16 protein-coding genes are annotated in these 17,399 nt (G+C 67.4%); 12 read left to right on the top strand and 4 right to left on the bottom strand.

Features of this window, described 5'->3' with window-relative positions:
- Positions 1 to 33 precede the first annotated feature (33 nt).
- The 7 genes from C1O66_RS17955 to C1O66_RS17985 all read left to right on the top strand — a co-directional run bounded on the left by C1O66_RS17955 (position 34) and on the right by C1O66_RS17985 (position 7,002).
- Positions 34 to 948, top strand: coding sequence for a GGDEF domain-containing protein (locus tag C1O66_RS17955; protein WP_102769144.1), 915 nt, complete (start codon positions 34 to 36; stop codon positions 946 to 948).
- Complete coding sequence (locus tag C1O66_RS17960; RefSeq protein ID WP_243392843.1) at positions 945 to 1,985, top strand: helix-turn-helix transcriptional regulator; 1,041 nt, start codon at positions 945 to 947, stop codon at positions 1,983 to 1,985. The genes C1O66_RS17955 and C1O66_RS17960 overlap by 4 nt, the downstream gene beginning before the upstream one ends.
- 61 nt (positions 1,986 to 2,046) lie before the next feature.
- Entirely contained in the window at positions 2,047 to 2,910 is an 864-nt protein-coding gene (locus tag C1O66_RS17965; RefSeq protein WP_102769145.1) for a hypothetical protein, read from the top strand.
- Positions 2,911 to 3,023: 113 nt separating this feature from the next.
- Positions 3,024 to 4,985, top strand: coding sequence for a serine/threonine protein kinase (locus tag C1O66_RS24645; RefSeq protein ID WP_102769146.1), 1,962 nt, complete (start codon positions 3,024 to 3,026; stop codon positions 4,983 to 4,985).
- A gap of 93 nt (positions 4,986 to 5,078) precedes the next feature.
- Entirely contained in the window at positions 5,079 to 5,531 is a 453-nt protein-coding gene (locus C1O66_RS17975) for a GNAT family N-acetyltransferase (RefSeq protein ID WP_102769147.1), read from the top strand.
- Positions 5,528 to 6,142 carry a GNAT family N-acetyltransferase gene (locus tag C1O66_RS17980; RefSeq protein ID WP_102769148.1) on the top strand — a complete coding sequence of 205 codons (615 nt, stop codon included), beginning with the start codon at positions 5,528 to 5,530 and terminating at the stop codon, positions 6,140 to 6,142. The genes C1O66_RS17975 and C1O66_RS17980 overlap by 4 nt, the downstream gene beginning before the upstream one ends.
- Positions 6,143 to 6,246: 104 nt before the next feature.
- A complete protein-coding gene (locus tag C1O66_RS17985) occupies positions 6,247 to 7,002 on the top strand; it encodes a transporter substrate-binding domain-containing protein (protein WP_165794670.1) in 756 nt (251 codons plus the stop codon).
- 18 nt (positions 7,003 to 7,020) lie between these two features.
- On the opposite strand, the gene C1O66_RS17990 is transcribed toward C1O66_RS17985, so the two are convergent.
- Positions 7,021 to 7,731: a zinc metalloprotease gene (locus tag C1O66_RS17990; protein ID WP_102769150.1), complete on the bottom strand. Its 711-nt coding sequence runs from the start codon at positions 7,729 to 7,731 to the stop codon at positions 7,021 to 7,023.
- Positions 7,719 to 8,723, bottom strand: coding sequence for an XdhC family protein (locus tag C1O66_RS17995; protein ID WP_102769151.1), 1,005 nt, complete (start codon positions 8,721 to 8,723; stop codon positions 7,719 to 7,721). The genes C1O66_RS17990 and C1O66_RS17995 overlap by 13 nt, the downstream gene beginning before the upstream one ends.
- Before the next feature lie 94 nt (positions 8,724 to 8,817).
- Between C1O66_RS17995 and C1O66_RS23980 the strand changes: the two genes are divergently transcribed.
- Positions 8,818 to 8,964 (top strand): hypothetical protein, encoded by a 147-nt coding sequence (locus tag C1O66_RS23980; RefSeq protein ID WP_165794671.1) that lies wholly within the window; start codon positions 8,818 to 8,820, stop codon positions 8,962 to 8,964.
- Between the two features lie 37 nt (positions 8,965 to 9,001).
- On the opposite strand, the gene C1O66_RS18000 is transcribed toward C1O66_RS23980, so the two are convergent.
- Both C1O66_RS18000 and C1O66_RS18005 read right to left on the bottom strand, forming a co-directional pair.
- Positions 9,002 to 9,601 (bottom strand): DUF3617 domain-containing protein, encoded by a 600-nt coding sequence (locus tag C1O66_RS18000; RefSeq protein ID WP_102769152.1) that lies wholly within the window; start codon positions 9,599 to 9,601, stop codon positions 9,002 to 9,004.
- A 72-nt stretch (positions 9,602 to 9,673) separates the two neighbouring features.
- Positions 9,674 to 10,624 carry an alpha/beta hydrolase family protein gene (locus C1O66_RS18005; protein WP_102769153.1) on the bottom strand — a complete coding sequence of 317 codons (951 nt, stop codon included), beginning with the start codon at positions 10,622 to 10,624 and terminating at the stop codon, positions 9,674 to 9,676.
- Between the two features lie 147 nt (positions 10,625 to 10,771).
- Here C1O66_RS18005 and C1O66_RS18010 point away from each other — a divergent pair, with 147 nt between their 5' ends.
- From C1O66_RS18010 to C1O66_RS18025, 4 genes are all read left to right on the top strand, one after another.
- Positions 10,772 to 11,914: a LysR family transcriptional regulator gene (locus C1O66_RS18010; protein WP_102769154.1), complete on the top strand. Its 1,143-nt coding sequence runs from the start codon at positions 10,772 to 10,774 to the stop codon at positions 11,912 to 11,914.
- 1,925 nt (positions 11,915 to 13,839) lie between these two features.
- On the top strand, positions 13,840 to 14,223 hold the full coding sequence (locus C1O66_RS18015) for a hypothetical protein (RefSeq protein WP_133155282.1): 384 nt from the start codon (positions 13,840 to 13,842) through the stop codon (positions 14,221 to 14,223).
- Between the two features lie 794 nt (positions 14,224 to 15,017).
- The gene (locus C1O66_RS18020) at positions 15,018 to 15,443 is read left to right on the top strand and encodes a hypothetical protein (RefSeq protein ID WP_102769156.1); all 426 of its coding nucleotides are present in this window, start codon (positions 15,018 to 15,020) and stop codon (positions 15,441 to 15,443) included.
- A gap of 1,545 nt (positions 15,444 to 16,988) precedes the next feature.
- Entirely contained in the window at positions 16,989 to 17,345 is a 357-nt protein-coding gene (locus C1O66_RS18025; RefSeq protein ID WP_102769157.1) for a hypothetical protein, read from the top strand.
- Positions 17,346 to 17,399 lie beyond the last annotated feature (54 nt).

Consider the following 17,399-nt stretch of genomic DNA (forward strand, 5'->3'; position numbering starts at 1 on the left):
CCTGTCACAAAGCCTCTTTAGCATCGTCAGCCCATGCTCATCTCACCTTTGCTCAAGGCCTTGCAGCCCGTGCCCCAGGCGCCCGTGCTGGGCCTGGCGCATTTCGGCCATCTCCTGGCCTTGCTGATGGCCGGCCTGATGGCGGCTTTCGCCTGGGGCGGCGAGGCCAAGCCGCTGCAGGACTGGCGCTGGATGGATGTGGCCGGCGAGGGCGGCATGGTGCTGATGGCCGCCATCTGGATCACCCAGCTGCGCAGCAGCCGGCCCGGTGGCCGCGTCACCAGCTGGCTGTGCCTGGGCCTGGCCGGCATCCTGCTGGGCGAATGGGTCGATGTGCTGGACGAGTTCTGGCGCCTGCCCAAGGCCGTGGTCTGGGACAACTGGCTGGAATCGGGCCTGACGCCGCTGGGCATGCTGGTGCTCACCATCGGCCTGCAGCATTGGCGCGAAGAGGAGCGGGCCTTGAGCGATCAACTGCTCAAGCGCGAGCGCCTGATCCGCGAGCACCGCAGCTTTGATGCCATCACCCAGCTCGGCGATGCCGACTACCTGGCCCGCCAGATCGCCTTGGAGCAGCAGCGCGAGGACCAGCCCGGCGCGGCCCTGCTGATGCTGAGCCTGGATGGCTTTGACAGCGTCGCCCGCGAGCATGGCTTGGCCGAGGCCGACCGGCTGTTGCAAGCGGCCGGCCATCTCCTGATCCTGAACCTGCGCCCTGAGGACCTGCTCTGCCGCTATGCCGCTGACCGCTTTGCCTTGCTGATGCCCGGCGCCGGCCCGGCCCTGGCGGCGCAGACCGCCGGCCATTTGCAGCAAGCCCTGGGCAGCCTGGCCCACCACAGCCGCCAGGGCCAGCGCATCCAGCGGCCGGCGCGGGTGGTGTGGAGTGCGGTTGATGCGGACGAGCCCGGTGCACAGCAGCTGCTTCGGCTGGCGGCCCGGCTGTGAACGCGGCCCTACCCGGTCTCAGCCCGGCCTTGAGCGCCGTGGCGCCGGCCAATGTGTATCAGCTGGGCACACGCTGCCTGGTCTGGGAACACCAGGCCGTGCTGCTGCTGGAGTTTGCGCGCAGCCGCGGCCTGGCGCCGGCCGATCTGCTGGCAGCCGCTGGCTTCAGTTCAATGCCGAGCCTGCTCAGCCCGCAGCAGCTGCTCGATCTGCTGGCCGCCTTGCAAGCCCAGCTGCAGGCGCCGGATACGGCTTTTGTTCTGGGCCAGCTCAGCCTGCCCGGCCATGCCGGCCTGGCCAGCCATGCCCTGGCTCAGGCGCGCAACGGCCGCCAGGCCCTGGAGCTGCTGGCCGCGCACAGCGCCCGGCTCTCGCCCCTGCTGACGCCGCGCCTGCTCTGGCATGAGGACGAGCTGCTGCTGATCTGGACCGAGGCCTGCGGCGTCGGCGCGGCGCAGCGCAACTTCGTGGTCGACATGCAGATGAGCGCCGTCACCGGCCTGTGCCAGTGGCTGGGCGGCCGGCGCCTGCCCTGGCGCTACAGCTTCAACCGCAGCCGCCCGCGCGATCTCTCGCAGCATGCGGTGTTCCTCGGCGCCGACCTGCAGTTCGATTGCCAGGTCGACGCCATGCGCGTGCCGGCCGCCTGCCTCGACGAACCCTGGCCGCGCGGCGTGGCCGACAGCATGGCCGCCCAGGCCCTGGCCCAGGGCGCCGACCCCGGCGCCGCCGGCCGCGGCCTGCTGGCTGCGCTCTACGACCACCTGCTGCCGCGCCTGCGTGAAGCGCCCACGCTGGAGCAGAGCGCCCAGGCCTTTGGCGTCAGCAGCGCCACCTTCAAGCGCCATCTGGCCCAGCACGGCACGCATTTCCAGGCCCAACTCGACCAGGTGCGCACCCACTGGGCGCTCTATCTGCTGCTCTTGCAAGGCCAGAGCCATGAGCGCGTGGCCCAGGCCCTGGGCTTTCACGATCGCAGCAACTTCCGCCGCTCATTCAAGCGCTGGACCGGCCTGGTGCCCAGCTTGCTGGCTTGAATGTTGACGGCCGGGCTGTGCTGCAATGCAGCTCAGGCCCGTTCCGGGCCAGGAGCCTGGCATGAGCATCCCCGCGAGTTCCCACCCTGTTTCCCCTTCCCGCGCCCGGCGCCGTGCCGCCTGGCTGCTGCTGTGCGCTGCGCTGAGCGCGCCCTGGGCCGTCAGCGCCGAGACCCTGCCCGCGCCAGCCGCCTTGCACCGCCAGCTGCTGGCCCAGGGTCACAAGGCGCAGGCCGTGACCGTCGTCGAGCCCCACCTCAGCAGCAAAGACCAGCCGGTGCAGCGGCGCTATCTGGCCTATCCCGTGGAGGCGGTGCTGAGCGCCACCCTCGGCCCCAGCTGGCAGGCCCAGCCCGACCGTGAGCTGGAGTTCAAGGCGCTCGATGGCTTCGTCGCGCGCATGCCGGTGGCGCGTTTTCTCAAGTACCGCGCCTACCTGGCCGTGGGCCTGGCCGATGGTCAGCCCTTCACGGTGGACAACCTCGCGCAGGGCGAAAAGCGCGTGGCGCTCGGTCCCTACTACCTGATCTGGGACAACCTGAGTGCCCCCACCCTGCAGGCCGAGGGCGGCACGCACTGGCCCTACCAGGTGGCCGAAATCAGCCTGCGCGCCGTCAACCCTGAGGCCTTGCTGCCCTCGGGCATGGACAGTGGGCGCTGGGCCGAGCATGCGGCCCTGGCGCAGACCTATTGCCTCAGCTGCCACCAGATCAACGGCTTTGGCGGCGCCAAGATGCCGCTCAATCTGGCCGTTCGCGCCAAGCTGATCGATGCCCGCACCTGGCAGAGCTGGTTGCTGCAGCCCCAGTCCGTCAAGCCCGGCACCGCCATGCCGGCCCTGCCCGATGGCCTGAGCGCGGCCGAGCGCCAGCGCATCGCCAGCCAGCTGCACGACTACCTCAAGGCCTTGCCGGTGGCGCCTTGAGGCCGTGCCTCCGGGCGCGTGTGACTCTTGCCATTAGGGGGTGATGCGCCTACCGCACGCCCTCGCACATCGAGTACCCTTGCCCACTTTCCGAATCGCTTGTTGGCTCGCTCATGTCGGACACCCCCATTGACCGCACCGGACTTCGCTCGCCAGGCCTGCCTGTCGACGACGTCAATGCCTTGCCCCCCGGCACCCGTTTCGGGGCGCTGGAGATTGTGCGGACCCTGGGTGTGGGCGGCTTCGGCATCGTCTACCTGGCGCGCGACCATGCGCTGGAGCGCGAGCTGGCGATCAAGGAGTACATGCCGGGGCAGTTGGCCCAGCGTGGCGAGGGCTCGGTGGTGTCGGTGCGCTCGGGTTCGCTGAGCGAAACCTTCGAGATCGGCCGTCGTTCCTTCGTCAACGAGGCGCGCCTGCTGGCCCGTTTCGACCACCGCTCCCTGCTCAAGGTCTACCAGTTCTGGGAGGCCAATGGCACGGCCTATATGGCCATGCCCTATCTGCAGGGTCAGACCTTGCGCCAGCGCCGCGAGGACATCAACGCCGGCCGGGCGCCTGCGCTGGACGAGTGGGCGCTGCGGGCGCTGTTGCTGCCTCTGCTGGAAGCCTTGATCCTGCTGCATGCCTCGGCCGTCTACCACCGCGACATTGCGCCCGACAACATCTTGATGCCGGCCGATGGCAGCGACCCCATCCTGCTGGATTTCGGCGCGGCGCGGCGCGCCATCGGTGACCGCACCCAGACCTTCACCGCCATCCTCAAGCCCAGCTACGCACCCATCGAGCAGTACGCCGAAAGCACGGCCCTGCGCCAAGGGCCCTGGACCGATGTCTATGCCCTGGGCGCTGTCGTTCACTACCTGCTGACCGGCCAGCCGCCGCCGCCGGCCACGGCGCGCGCCGTGGTCGATGACTACGAGCCCCTGGCGGGCCGGGCCCTGCCGGGCTGCTCGCGCGCGTTTCTGGCCGCCGTCGATTGGGCCCTGGCCGTGCGGCCGCTGGAGCGCCCGCAAAGCATGGAGGCCTTCCGCGACGCCCTGACCGGCCAGCGCGAAGCACCCGGGCTGCATGAGGCCGATCTGCCCTTGCCCTTGAGTGAGGACGGCAGCGAGGGCGCGGATGATGATGTGACGGTGATCCAGCCGCGCCCGCGCACCGTGCCGCTCGCCAAGCCTACGCCGAATGCCCTGGCTGAGGCCGCCACCCTGGTGCAGCCGCCGCCTTCCGCGGCGCCGGCGTCGCGCCCCGCCAAGGCGGCCGTGGCGCCCGGGCCGGCCCCGGTGCCTGCCCCTGCGTCGGCCCCTGCGTCCACCCCGGTAGCCGGCAAGGCCCGGTCGCTGCCGCCCTTGGCGATGGCGGCGGCGGCGCTCTTGCTCGTGCTGGCTGCGGGCGGCTGGTGGGCCAAGTCCCGGGATGGAGGCGCTGCGCCGTCGCTGGAACTGGCGGCGGCTTCCGCGCCGTCGTCGGGTTCTTCTGCTGCTGCTGCTTCGGCTGTCCCCGTCCCGGCATCCGCGCCGGCGACCGATCCAGCACTGGCACAGGCCGGACGCGCGCCCGCCTCGGCGTCGGCTCAGACCATGGTGCCGGCCCCGGCGGCCGTGGTCTTGGGCCCTGCGCCGGCGCCTTTGCTGAACCCGAACGGTGGCAACAAGGCCTCGCCGTCCGCGGCTGCAGCTTCGTCCTCGCGCCTGGCCGCGCAGGCGCCTTCGCAATCTCAGGTGCAGACCGTGCGCACCGATGCCCGCCGCCCCGGCAAGGAGGGCGTGGCCTCGGCCCCGGCGCCCGGTGGGGCGGCCAACAGGCTGCCGCCGATGCCGCAGCAGGATGCCAGCCTGGCGGTGGCCACGCCGGCCCAGATTGCCGCGGCCGCGACCCAGGCTGCGTCGGCCGCCCAGGCCGCAGGCCACGAGGAGGCCCCGGCCGCCCCCCTGGACCCACGCCAGGCCTGCGCCAAGGAGAACATCCTGCTGCGCGTCTGGTGCGTGGACCGCCGCTGCGAAAAGCCGGCTTATGCCGGCCATGCCGAGTGCGTGCGCCTGCGTGAGATTCGCGAGCAGCGCCGCGAGCGCTGAGCTTGGGTTTGAGCTTGGGCTGGCGCTTTGCCGGTGTTCGACTGACGGGCATGACCTTGGGACTGCAGCTGCGCTTCTGTTGAAATCCTCGGCATGAGCCCTGATTCCCCCTTCGTCATCAGCTGCGATCCGGCGCGCCTGGATCTGGACCTGATCCACCGCTTCCTCAGCGAGCAGGCGCCCTGGTGCCTGGGCATTCCCAAGGCCACGGTGGCGCAGGCCATCGCTGGATCCTTGTGCTTCGGTGCGTACCGCGAGGGCGCCCAGATCGGCTTTGCCCGCGTCATCACCGACCGCACGACCTTTGCCTACCTCTGCGATGTGTTCGTGCTGCCCGAGCACCAAGGCCAGGGCTGCAGCCGGGCGCTGATGGACGCTGTCATGGCCCACCCCGATCTGCAGCAACTGCGCCGCTTCATGCTGGCCACCAGTACGGCCGCTGGTCTCTACGCCAAGTACGGCTTCAGCCCCGCGTCCAAGCCGCAGAGTTTCATGGAGCGCCTGGACCCGGAGATCTATTTGCGTGCGCCCCAGGGGGCCAGTTGAGCTCCATCCTGTTTTCCTGTGGCGCCGGCCGATACTGCCGCGAGCTGACGGCGGCCGATGTGCCGGCGGTGCAGCGCTTTCTGGAGGCCAACCCGGAGTACTTCTGGACCGTCGGAGACGAGCCGCCGCGGCCTGATGAGGCACAGCAGGAGTTCGACGAACGCCCGCCGGCCGAGCTCAGCTACAGCCGCCTGCGCCAGCTCGGCTTCTACGCCGAGCCCTCGGGTGAACTGCTGGCCTATGGCAGCGTGGTCGAGGACCTGATGCGGCCCGGGGTCTGCCATCTCGCCCTGTTCATCGTCGCCACGGCGCGCCATGGCCGCGGCGATGCCGCCCCGCTCTACCAGGGCCTGGAGCAATGGGCGCGCGCGCAGGGCGCCCGCTGGATGCGCTTGGGGGTGGTGCTGGGCAACACGCGGGCTGAGCGCTTCTGGCAAGGCCAGGGCTTTGTCGAGCTGCGTCGGCGCGAAGGCGTGCCGGCCGGTCGCCGCCTCAACACCTTGCGGGTGATGCTCAAGCCCCTGCTTGCGGCCGGCGCGGCGGGCAAGGCCGAGGCAGACGAAATCGCCGACTACCTGTGCCAAGTGGCACGCGATCGGCCCGAGCCCTGAGCCGCGCTGCCGCAGCTCGGCAGCCCCCTCTGTTAGATTCAGACCCAAGGGTTGGCCAGGCATGGGTCGGCCCGAGACTTCGGAGCCGGCAAAGGCGTGACAAGGTGAATGGTGTTTGGTTTTCCTGGCTGCGCGGAGCTTGCCTCTGTCTGGCGCTGCTGGCGTCGGCCGCCCAGGCCCGCGAGTTCCGCGTGGATCTGATCCAGTTCGACCCCTGGGCCAAAAAGAACCCCGACCCCGATGCCGCAGAACCCTATGTGGGCATCGTCGTCGACCTGCTCAAGGAGTTCGAGCGCCGCAGCGGCCACCGCACGATCAAGACCTTGACGCCCTATGCCCGCGTGGAGCGCGATCTGGAGGTGGGCGATTGCGATTTCTCCATCATGGCCTGGGGCGAGGCCCGCGCAGCCTATGCCAACCGGGGCACGGCTTTTGTGCCGCTGGAATTTGGTGTCCGGGCGCGCAAGGGCGTGCGGGTGCGCAGCTATGAGGACCTGAAGAAGATCATCGTCGGCGCGCCCCGCGGGCTCAAGGTCGACCCGCGCTTCGATGCGGACCCCGAGATCCGCAAGGACCTGGTGCTGGACTACACCCTGGCCATCCGCAAGGCGGTGGCCGACCGCGACGCCATGGCCGTGGCCGGCTCCCTGTCCACCCTGGGCCACATCATCCACAAGCTCAAGCTGGAAGCCGAGTTCGGCGATGTGCTGGTGCTCAACACCACGCATCTGACCGTGGCCTTTTCCAAGAAATCCAGCCAGATCGGCGCCGAGGCCCAGGTCAACGCGGTGTTCAAGACCATGGTGGACGACGGCACGGCGCGGCGCATTTACGAGCGCTGGATGTTCCCGCCCGATTGAGCGTGGCACCCGGCTTCGTCAGCGCGCCTGGGCGTTGGCGCGCCGGCAGCGTTCGATGTCGCAGGCCGTGGGCAGGGTGGCGCGGTACTCGCCAAAGGCCTTGAGCAGGCCCGGGTCGGTGGTCTGGCATTGGCCGCCCTTGCCGTCGGTGTAGTACGAGGTCACATCGATGCAGCGGCGCGAGTGCGCCATCAGGCCGAAGAAATGCCCCATCTCGTGCGAGACGACCATCTGCAGCGTTTCGCCGGCCGGGTGCCTGGGGTTGCGCTGCCGTAGCAGGGTGAACATGGCCGGGTTCAGGGCCAGGCTGCGCTGGCCCAGATCGGCCAGGCCGAAATTGCCGCGGCTGGCCGCCGCACTCCAGTGCACAAACACGGCGCCGGTCGGCAGCTCATCGCTGGCCTGCAGCCGCAGCACCTCGCTGGGCACGCCGCAGCGCGACCAGCTGCTGGCGGCGCTCTGCAGCGCCTGCATCACCTGCTCGGCCGTGAACCAGGCCGGCGCGCCGGCGTGGGCATAGCGCAGGCGCAGCGGCGAGGCCAGGGCCGGGCGGTCGCGGCCATCGCCCCAGGTGGGCACCTCGGCCAGCGGGCATTGCGCCATCTCCTGATCGCGCAGGCGGATCTGCTCGGGGCTTTGCGCCAGGGCGGGGGCGCACAGCGCAGCCAGGGCCAGGGGCAGCACCGGCCAGGCACGAGCCCGGCCGCGCAGGCGCTTCAGAGCGCGCATCCCACCTCGCCGCGCGCGCCCGGCTCGGGTCCCTGGCTGTGGATCTGGACACCGTAGCGTTCGGCCGTCATGTGGGCCAGGATGGACAGGGCAATCTCGGGCGGCGTGCGGGCGCCGATGTGCAGGCCTACCGGGCCATGCAGGCGGGCCAGCTGCGCCGGTGTCAGGCCAAAGTGTTCGGCCAGGCGGGCCTTGCGCTTGCTCTGGTTGACCCGCGAGCCGATGGCGCCGACGTAGAAGGCGGGGCTTTGCAGCGCCTCCATCAAGGCCAGGTCGTCGAGCTTGGGGTCGTGGGTCAGGGCGACGATGGCGCTGTGGCCGTCGGGCTGCATGGCGGTGACGACATCGTCGGGCATGTCGCGGCTGAGTGTGCAGCCGGGCACGGCGAAACCGTCGGCGTATTCCTCGCGCGGGTCGCAGATGGTGACGCGGTAGTCCAGGCCCAGGGCCATCTGCGCCAGGTACTGGGTCATCTGGCCGGCGCCGATGATGAGCAGGCGCCACTGCGGGCCGTGGTGGCTGCGCAGCGTCCGGGCGTCCAGCAGCAAGGTGTCGGCACCGTGCTCGGGCGCCTGCAGCTGCACCCGGCCGCTGTGCAGGTCCAGCAGGCGCTGCACCCGCTCGCCGCGGTCCAGGCGCTCCAGCAGGGCTTCGATCTGCGAGGCCTGGCTGACCGGCTCCAGCAACAGCTCCAGCGTACCGCCGCAGGGCAGGCCGAAGCGCTGGGCCTCCTCGGCGCCGACGCCGTAGCGCAGCAGCTCCGGCCGCTGCAGGGCCAGGGCGCCTTCGCGCAGCTTGGCGATCAGATCGTCTTCGATGCAGCCGCCCGAGACGGAGCCGGCGATCTGCCCGTCATCCCGCACCGCCACCAGCGAGCCCACCGGCCGCGGGGCCGAGCCCCAGGTGCGGGTGATGGTGCCCAGCACCGCGCCGCGGCCCTCACGGCGCCAGGCGGCCAGCTGCCGCAACACTTGCAAGTCGACGTTGTCCATGCCGGCATCCTATGCGCTCGGCCCGGCGCCCGCGGCGCACAATGCGCTTACCCGATTGCTTTGCTGTGGCTGCCCCGCGCCAGCCAAGCCCGCCATGAAACCCAAGCCCCAAGAACCGCTCAGCGCCGAGCCTGCGACGACGACGACGGCGGCGCCACCCATGGCCAAGCCGCGCTGGTTCGAGGCCTTGCTGGCCTGGTATCTGGGCTGGCTGGGGCGCATCTTCACCGGCAAGCTCTGAGCCGGCCTGCCGGGCCCGCGTCGGCCCCTCGGACTTGCTATTTCGGCGTCTTCATCGGCGCAATGCTGCCGCAATCGGCGCCCAGCCAGCGGCCACTGCCGTTCACCACCAGGGTTTCGTTCTTGCCGCTGCTCTTGTTCTTGCTGACGGTGTTCAAGGTCGAGGTGTAGGCCTCGGGGCTGGTGAGTGTGGTCGTGCCCTGGCCGCTGACTTCGGGGTCGCTGCAGCTGAACTGATTGAGGATTTGCGCGCCCTTGCGCTGAACCTGGTGCTTGCATGAGCCCTGGCCCTGGCTGTGCACTGGCAGCTCATTGAGGGCCGCCTGATCGGCCGTGATGCAGACCTTGAGCGTGACGGCGCCGGTGGCCAGATTGGCGTTGACCCCGGCCTTGGCCATCATCTCTTCCATCATCTTGCGCTGATCGGCCGGCATCTGGGCCAGCTGCTGTTGGGCCTGGGCCATGGCCGCCTGGCGCTCGGGGCTGAGCTGGGGGTTCATCTTGATTTCCCACAGCCCCGGCTTGATGGCTTGGGCCTGGGCTCGTGTGGGCGCGAAGGCGCTGGCACTGAGCAAGCAGGCCGCGATCAGCAGCAAGGCAGGAGGGCGAGCCTGGGTGGGGGCGTGCTGGGTCTTCATGCGCGGCTCCTCGGGCCCGATGGGCCGTGGCGGGTGGGGGGGGGGAAGAGCCAGTGTAGCCAGGGCTGCCGATCAAGCCAGCAGTCGTTCGCGCAGCTGCGGCGTGGCCTGCTCCACGGGCGCCAGCAGCAGCGGCCAGATCTGGGCGCCGAGTTCGCGGCGGAACATGCCGAAATGGCCGATGGCGCGCAGGCCCAGCTGGCGCGGGTCCAGGGTGTGGCGCTGCAGCGCGGCGCTGCGGAACTGCTGGCCCAGGTGGTCCACCGCCGGGCCGGGGCCGAACAAGGTGTCGTCGCTGATGTTCCAGAGGTGCACCGGGCCGGTGAAGCGGTGGTAGCCCAGATCGGCCTGCACCGCCGGGTCGGTGAACAGATAGCCGCGCCGCCGGCCCCAGCGCGCCCATTGCAGGGCCGCAGCCTTGGGCAGGTCTTGCGCGCGGCCGCCCAGCACCCAGCCGGGCGCGTGGCCGAAGAGATGGCTCAAGCCCGGCAGCAAGGCATGGAAAAACAGCGCGGCCTTGGCCTTTTGCACGCCGGCCCAGAAGCGCCAGTCGGCCGCCTGGGCGGCCACGCCCAGCACCGCGTCCAGCTGCTCGAAGCCGGGCGCCAGACCGATGGCCTGGCCGCCAAAGGAATGGCCGATTGCCAGCACGCCCAGCGGCTGGCCTTGCGCCCGCTGCTCGCGCTGGCGCCGGTGTTCGATGGCGCGCAGGGCGGCGGCCATGTCCAGCTTCGCCCATTCACGCAGGCCGGCCCGCTCTTGCCGCACCGAGCCCTGCAAGCTGCGGCCGATGCCGCGGTAGTCGTAGCTGAGCACGGCATAGCCGCGCCCGGCCAGCCACTCGGCAAAGCCGCGGTAGAAACCGCTGGCCACGGCCATGGCCGGGCTGATCACGGCCAGGGCGCGCACCGGGCCAGCCGGCTCCTGCCAGCTGGCGTGCAGCAGGCGGCCGTCAGCGCAGCGCAGCTGCACGGCTTGGACCGGGGGCAAGGCGTGGGGCAGGGAGGGGGCAGTGGGCTTCATCGGGATTCTTGGCGGGTGGCGGCCGGTGGATGGCGGTGGAGGGCTGTGGAACCAAGTGGTAGGCCGTGGAGGGCACGGGAACTCAGTCTAGATTGGCGAGATTTCAGCGACTAGACTGCGTTGAATCGACACATTGGTAATCAAACGTTGACAAGCAAGCCGCGCCAACCGCCCGTTTCGCCATCGCCATCGCCTGCGCCGTCGCCTGCGCCGTCGACCCCGGCAGCAGCGGCAACCGCAACGACAACGACAACGACAACGACAACGACAACGACAACGACAGCAACAAAAACAAAAACAAAAACAAGAACGACCAGCGCCCCGCGCCTGTCGCGCAGCCGCCGCACCGCCGCCGATCAGGCCCTGGACGCCAATGCACTGGAGCTGTTCGCCCGCATCGCCCAAGCCGGCAGTTTTGCCCGTGCGGCGCGGGATCTGGAGCTGACGCGCGCGGCCGTCAGCCGCCGCGTGGCCGCGATTGAATCGGCCGTGGGCCTGGCCCTGTTCGCGCGCAGCACCCGCAGCCTCAGCCTGACCGAAGCCGGCCGGCGCCTGCAGGCCCGCGCCCGGGTGGTGCTGGAGGCCACCGAAGGTGCCCGCCTGGCCCTGCGCAGCGAGCGTGACCAGCTCAGCGGCACCTTGCGCATCAGCGCGCCGCCGGTGTTCGGCAACCATGTGCTGCCGCCGCTGCTGGCGCGCTTTCAGGCCTTGCACCCGGCGCTGCGCTATGAGTTCTTGTTCACCTACCGCCGGGTCGATCTGCTCGCCGAAGGCGTGGACCTGGCCTTCCGCGCCACCGCCCAGCCGCCCGAGGACTGGGTGGCCCAGCCCCTGCTGCGTTATGCCGTGCGCGCCTATGCCTCGCCCGCCTGGGCGGCCGCGGCCGGCCCGCTGCAAGGGCCGCAGGATCTGCTGCACCTGTCCTGCCTGCTGGTCGGCCAGCACGAAGACGCCAGCGAACGCCGCTGGCTGCGCGAAGACGCCCAGGGCCGCCCGCTGGAAGAAGCCGCACTCAGCCTGCGCGCCGCCGCCTGGGGCAACGACCACGAGGTGCTGCTGGCCATGGCCCGCGCCGGCGGCGGCGTGGTGCTCAGCCCGGATTTCTGCGTGCCCACCGCCACCGAGAGCGGCGGCGGCCTGGTCGACGTGCTGCCGGGCTGGCGTTTGACCGTCAAGGAAGGCGAATGGATCCAGGCCCTGAGCCTGCCCATGCCCGCCGGCTCAGAAACCGCCCGTGCGCTGGTGCGCTTCATCAAGGAGGCCTTGGCGGAGCAGGGGGCGGGGGCGTAGCGGGAGGGGCAGAGCCCGGCCGGCGCGGCCATGTTTGGCTGGGCACCGCTGTCGCGCCCAGCTGGGTAACCCCGCTGGCCCCGGAGCCGGGAGTTTGGGCGCGTGACACTCAAGGGTTGGCCTGAGGAACTAACGCCATGAACTGATGGCAATATGGCGAGCCACCGGCCGGCTGGATGTTGCGTTGCAGCCCAAGCCGAGTGTTTGTAACAGGCGCGGCTTTTGCCGTGGAAATTAATGCCGTTTGAAATCTCAATCCAGAAGCGAAAAAGCGTGTTTCGACAGGCACTTACTTGGGTTTTCGCCTGGCCGGTTATGGCGACAGCGGCCGTGATATGCGGCGTGCAGCTGCGGTATACAACACGTTAGGGCTCAGGAATGCGTGCATCAAACTTCGTGCTGCAATCCAGCATCTATCTTGTCGCCAACAATACGGAACTTGATCTTCACAACGACTACAACTTTTCGTCCGTCGAGTACAACGTAACATCGCAGGCAGTCAAGCTCGTATGGCTGCGTGCCGATGGCGATTGGGTATCCAGAGATCTACCAAATCGTGCAACCCTTACGTGTTGCGGTGTGACTCATTTTGAGTCCATCCCTGGCGACTCTTCGTTTTTGCAGAGCGATCGAGTTTGCTTAAGCAGTTTTGGATATTGCACGGATGACGACTGGGGCCGAGATCAATTCTGGGTGGAAGTCATCCCTGAATCGAGCTGGGCTTGGTCATTTCAATTTCAATCCAAGCAAGAGTTCCGCATTCGAGGAGAGGTCGCAAGTGTCGAGCTTGAGCCCTAACCCGGCGCTCGAGTGGACCTCCGCCAGCTGGCCGCGCTACGCTGCCTGTGTATTTTCAGCTCCGCGCGGCCAGCTGGCTGCGGCCCCTCAGCTTCAACGCTATGCAGCAGGCTAAGAGAACTTCGACGATCCGTTTTCGGTTGGGCGCTCGCGGCGATCGCGCGACGCAACGGGCCGAGCCTTTCTCGGGTTCGGGCTGGCCGCAAACAGCTCCCGCTTTCGGTCGCCGTGATCTCGCCGGTTCTAGCCAAGCTGGCCTTTCTCTTTCCTCAGTTCGCCGCCCGCCGCATGGTGAGGAGGCAGCCTGTCGCCTCGGGCGCCTGCGGCGTTGGTACCGCTTCGGTATGCTCTCGGCCACTTCCACCGCAGTGCCTCCGAAGGTGGCTCTGCATAGCCGGTCGTTGCAGCGGACCGCCTGCGGCGTCCGCTGACCTTTACGTTATGCAGCAAGCTAAGAAACGCTTGAAGGGCGGTTTTCGGTCTGGCGACCGCCACGATTGCTCTGTGCATTGCGCCGTGATTTCCTCGGGGTCGGCGGCTTCCCGCACAGTGCCAGCCTCCGGCCGCCGTGATCTCGCCGGTCTTGGCCAGGCTGCTCGTACTCTCCTCTTGGTTCGCTGGCGGCCCGCAAAAGAACAACGCGCTTGCCGCCTCAGCCGAGCGCCTCATGGGTACAGCTTCGGTATGCTGTCGGCCACCTCCACTGCAGTGCCTTCGACCTGGCTCTGCATAACTGGTCGCTCGAGCCGATCGCCTGCGGCTCCGGCTCAGCTTCAACGCTATGCAGCAGGCTAAGAATTCTTCGACGAGCCGTTCTGGGTTGCGCGTTTGCGGCAATCACGCGGCTCTACGGGCCGAGGTGTTCTCGCATTCGGGCTCAGCGCAAACAGCCCCCGCTTCCGGTCGTCGTGATCTTGCCGGGTCAAGCCAAACTGGCCGTCCGCTTTCCTTGGTTCGCCGCCTGCCGCATGGTGAGGAGGCAGCCTGGCGCCTCAGCCGCCTGCGGCGTGGGTACAGCTTCGGTATGCTCTCGGCCACTTCCACCGCAGTGCCTCCGAAGGTGGCTCTGCATAGCCGGTCGTTGCAGCGGACCGCCTGCGGCGTCCGCTGACCTTTACGTTAGAGCTATGAGTCTGCGCGTTGAATCGAAGCTCGCTTGGTGGCTGCTACTTGCAGCATCAGTTGTTCTTATTCCCGTCATCCCGCCTGCCTGCGTCATGGGCGTGGGCTGGCTATTTCCGGGGCAGGTGCCGTGGTTCTATGCGGACGCATCGGTCCCTATCGGCGCGCTTCTTGCGGTGTCAGCAGTTACTTTCCTGTTCACTCGCGCCAACTTCTACTTAGCCATGCGTCTTGTTGCCCTTGGCTCGATTATTTTTTGCATGAGTTTCTTTGCTCGCATCGAGCTTGTTTTCGCGGAAGCGTGCGTCACTCAACGTGGTTCACACATCAACTTTCAGCAACAGCAGCACGACCGAGAAGCTACAAAGGGAGCTACCTGTGATTCGTAGCTCTAACTGGTCGCTCGAGTGGACCTCCGCCAGCTGGCCGCGCTACGCTGCCGGTGTATTTTCAGCGCCGCGCGGCCAGCTGGCTGCGGCCGCTCAGCTCGAACGTTATGCAGCAAGCTAATAAACGCTTGAAGGGCGGTTTTCGGTCTCGCGACCGCAACGATTGCTCTGTACATTGCGCCGTGATTTCCTCGGGGTCGGCGGCTTCCCGCACATTGCCAGCCTCCGGCCGCCGTGATTTCGCCGGTCTTGGCCAGGCTGCTCGTACTCTCTTCTTGGTCCGCCGGCGGCCCGCAGAAGAACAACGCGCTTGCCGCCTCAGCCGAACGCCTCATGGGTACAGCTTCGGTATGCTGTCGGCCACCTCCACCGCAGTGCCTTCGACCTGGCTCTGCATAACCGGTCGCTCGAGCCGATCGCCTGCGGCTCCGGCTCAGCTTCAACGCTATGCAGCAGGCTAAGAATTCTTCGACGAGCCGTTCTGGGTTGCGCGTTCGCGGCAATTACGCGGCTCTACGGGCCGAGGTGTTCTCGCATTCGGGCTCAGCGCAAACAGCCCCCGCTTCCGGTCGTCGTGATCTTGCCGGGTCAAGCCAAACTGGCCGTCCGCTTTCCTTGGTTCGCCGCCTGCCGCATGGTGAGGAGGCAGCCTGGCGCCTCAGCCGCCTGCGGCGTGGGTACCGCTTCGGTATGCTCTCGGCTACTTCCTCCGCAGTGCCTCCGATGGTGGCTCTGCATAGCCGGTCGTTGCAGCGGACCGCCTGCGGCGTCCGCTGACCTTTACGTTAGGCCTCATGACCCACACCGTTACATATCGCCTTCTGGACGACGCCACGAAGATCCGTCAGGTCCAAGAAGCCACGCTCAACACCGAGGAGTTTGGCCTTCAACCTACGCACGGCCTCCACGGGACGCCTGAATGGTGGGGCAACATTGCGTCTGGCGTGCTGCCGATGCACACGCTCAAGGGCATGATCATCAAGGTCTACATGGGAAGCATGGGAGACTGGCCTGAGTTCAGAGTGCGGGAAGAAGATGGAACGGAGTCGAGTTGGACTCGTGAAGCGCAGTCTCGTGAACTGGACGCCGCCTACCAAATCGGATGCTCGGTCGAAGTTGACTACGTTGTTGAACGATTCAAGGCCAAGTCGTGGAGCGGACCGGAGGAGACAAAGTCCGTTGTTGAGATTCGTGTAGGCAGCGCGTGCAATGAGGCCTAACCCCTCGTTCGAGGCGAGGCCCAACGGCAAACCGCCAAGCCCGGCTCCAGGTGAGGTTTATCATCCCTCCGCCGGGCATGGCGCTTTGCCGTCGGTCCCGCCTCAACTCGAACGTTATGCAGCAAGCTAAGAAACGCTTGAAGAGCGGTTTTCGGTGTGGCGACCGCCACGACTGCTCTGCGCATTTCGCCGTGACTTCCTCGGAGTCGGGGGCGTCCCGCACAGTGCCAGCCTCCGGCCGCCGTGATCTCGCCGGTCTTGGCCAGGCTGCTCGTACTCTCTTCTTGGTTCGCTGGCGGCCCGCAGAAGAACAACGCGCTTGTCGCCCCAGCCGAGCGCCACATGGGTACAGCTTCGGTATGCTGTCGGCCACCTCCACCGCAGTGCCTTCGACCTGGCTCTGCATAACTGGTCGCTCGAGCCGATCGCCTGCGGCTCCGGCTCAGCTTCAACGCTATGCAGCAGGCTAAACACACCTCGAAGATCCGTTTTCGGTTGCGCGTTCGCGGCGAACACGCGGCGCAATGGGCTGAGGTTTTCTCGTGTTCGGGCTGGGCGCAAGCAGCCCCAGCTTTCGGTCGCCGTGATCTTGCCGGGTCAAGCCAATCTGGCCGTTCGCTTTCCTCGGTTCGCCGCCTGCCGCATGGTAGGGAGGTGGCCTGTCGCCTCAGCCGACCGCTGCGTGGGTACCGCTTCGGTATGCTCTCGGCCACTTCCGCCGCAGTGCCTTCGAACGTGGCTCTGCATAGCATGTCGTTCGAGCGGACCGCCTTCGGCGTCCGCTCACCTTCACGTTAGGCATCATGCGAGTCTCACCGAGCCTCTTGAGAAAGATCGCGATCCGTGCGGCATGCTTTCCGCTAGGCGTTTCGCTTGCTTCTCAGATTGCCATTTGGCTGATTCCTGGGTGCAATCCAAATCCATACGGGCCGGGGGAATGTGCAGGTTCTGCCAAGTTGGCACTCGCACTGCTGTTTGGTGAGCTTGGTGGCGTGTACGCATCGCTCTTGCTTGGCGCATTTGTCTCTTTTCCTTTGTTGGTCGTCTCCGTGGCTTTGCAATTCATCGGCAGGCGCCAATCCAAAAATGTTGCCTAACCCATCGCTCAACCGGACCCGCAACGGCATGCCGCCTTCGGGCCTCATTTCATTCTGGCCCTGCGGCGTCCCGCCGTCACGGGCCGGTTAGCTCAAACGTTGTGCAGCAAGCTAAGCAACGCATGAAGATCCGCTTTTGGTCTGTGGTTCGCGATGGTCTTGCAGTGCAATCCGCGTCGCGCTTGTTCGAGTCGGGCGCTGTTCAAGCCAATTCAACCTCCGGCTGCCATGATCTTGCCGGCTTGGGCGCAGCCGCTTGGTTTCCTTTACGTCTTTCGCGGCCAGCGGGCAGGCGGACAAGGCGCTTGGCGCCTCTGTCGTTCGCCGCGTGGGTACCGCTTCGATATGCTGTGAGCCACTTCCACGGCAGTGCCTTCGAAGCGGCTCTGCACAACCTGTCATTGGAGCGGACCGCCTTCGGCGTCCGCTCACTTTCACGTTAAAGCGCATGCAAATCCTCGCGCAGCAGATCGCAGCAAGCCCGTCCGATCTCGACCGGGACGACGTTGCCTATGTGCACATCCGCGGGGCGGACGGCTACGTGCTGTCGCTCGCGCGATCTCCGGATTCTGACCTTGTCGAAGTGATGGTCCGAGATCAGCTGAACTGCAAGACAACTCAGGTCTTCGCTCGGCTCACAGGACGGCGGCTGCAAGTCAGCGTGCCCGAGGCATTAGCCAGCCAGCTCGACGGCCATTCCGCGTACGAAGTCGTGCTGAGCCAACTTGGCGACGATTTTTCTGAGCTGCATCAAGCGCTCAGCGAAGTATTTTCTGGCGTGGGTACCTATGAGCATTCGCTTTAACCTGCCATTGGAGCGGACCGCCTTCGGCGTCCGCTCACTTTCACGTTGTGCGTC

This window comes from Paucibacter aquatile (assembly GCF_002885975.1).
Lineage (GTDB): Bacteria > Pseudomonadota > Gammaproteobacteria > Burkholderiales > Burkholderiaceae_C > Paucibacter_A > Paucibacter_A aquatilis.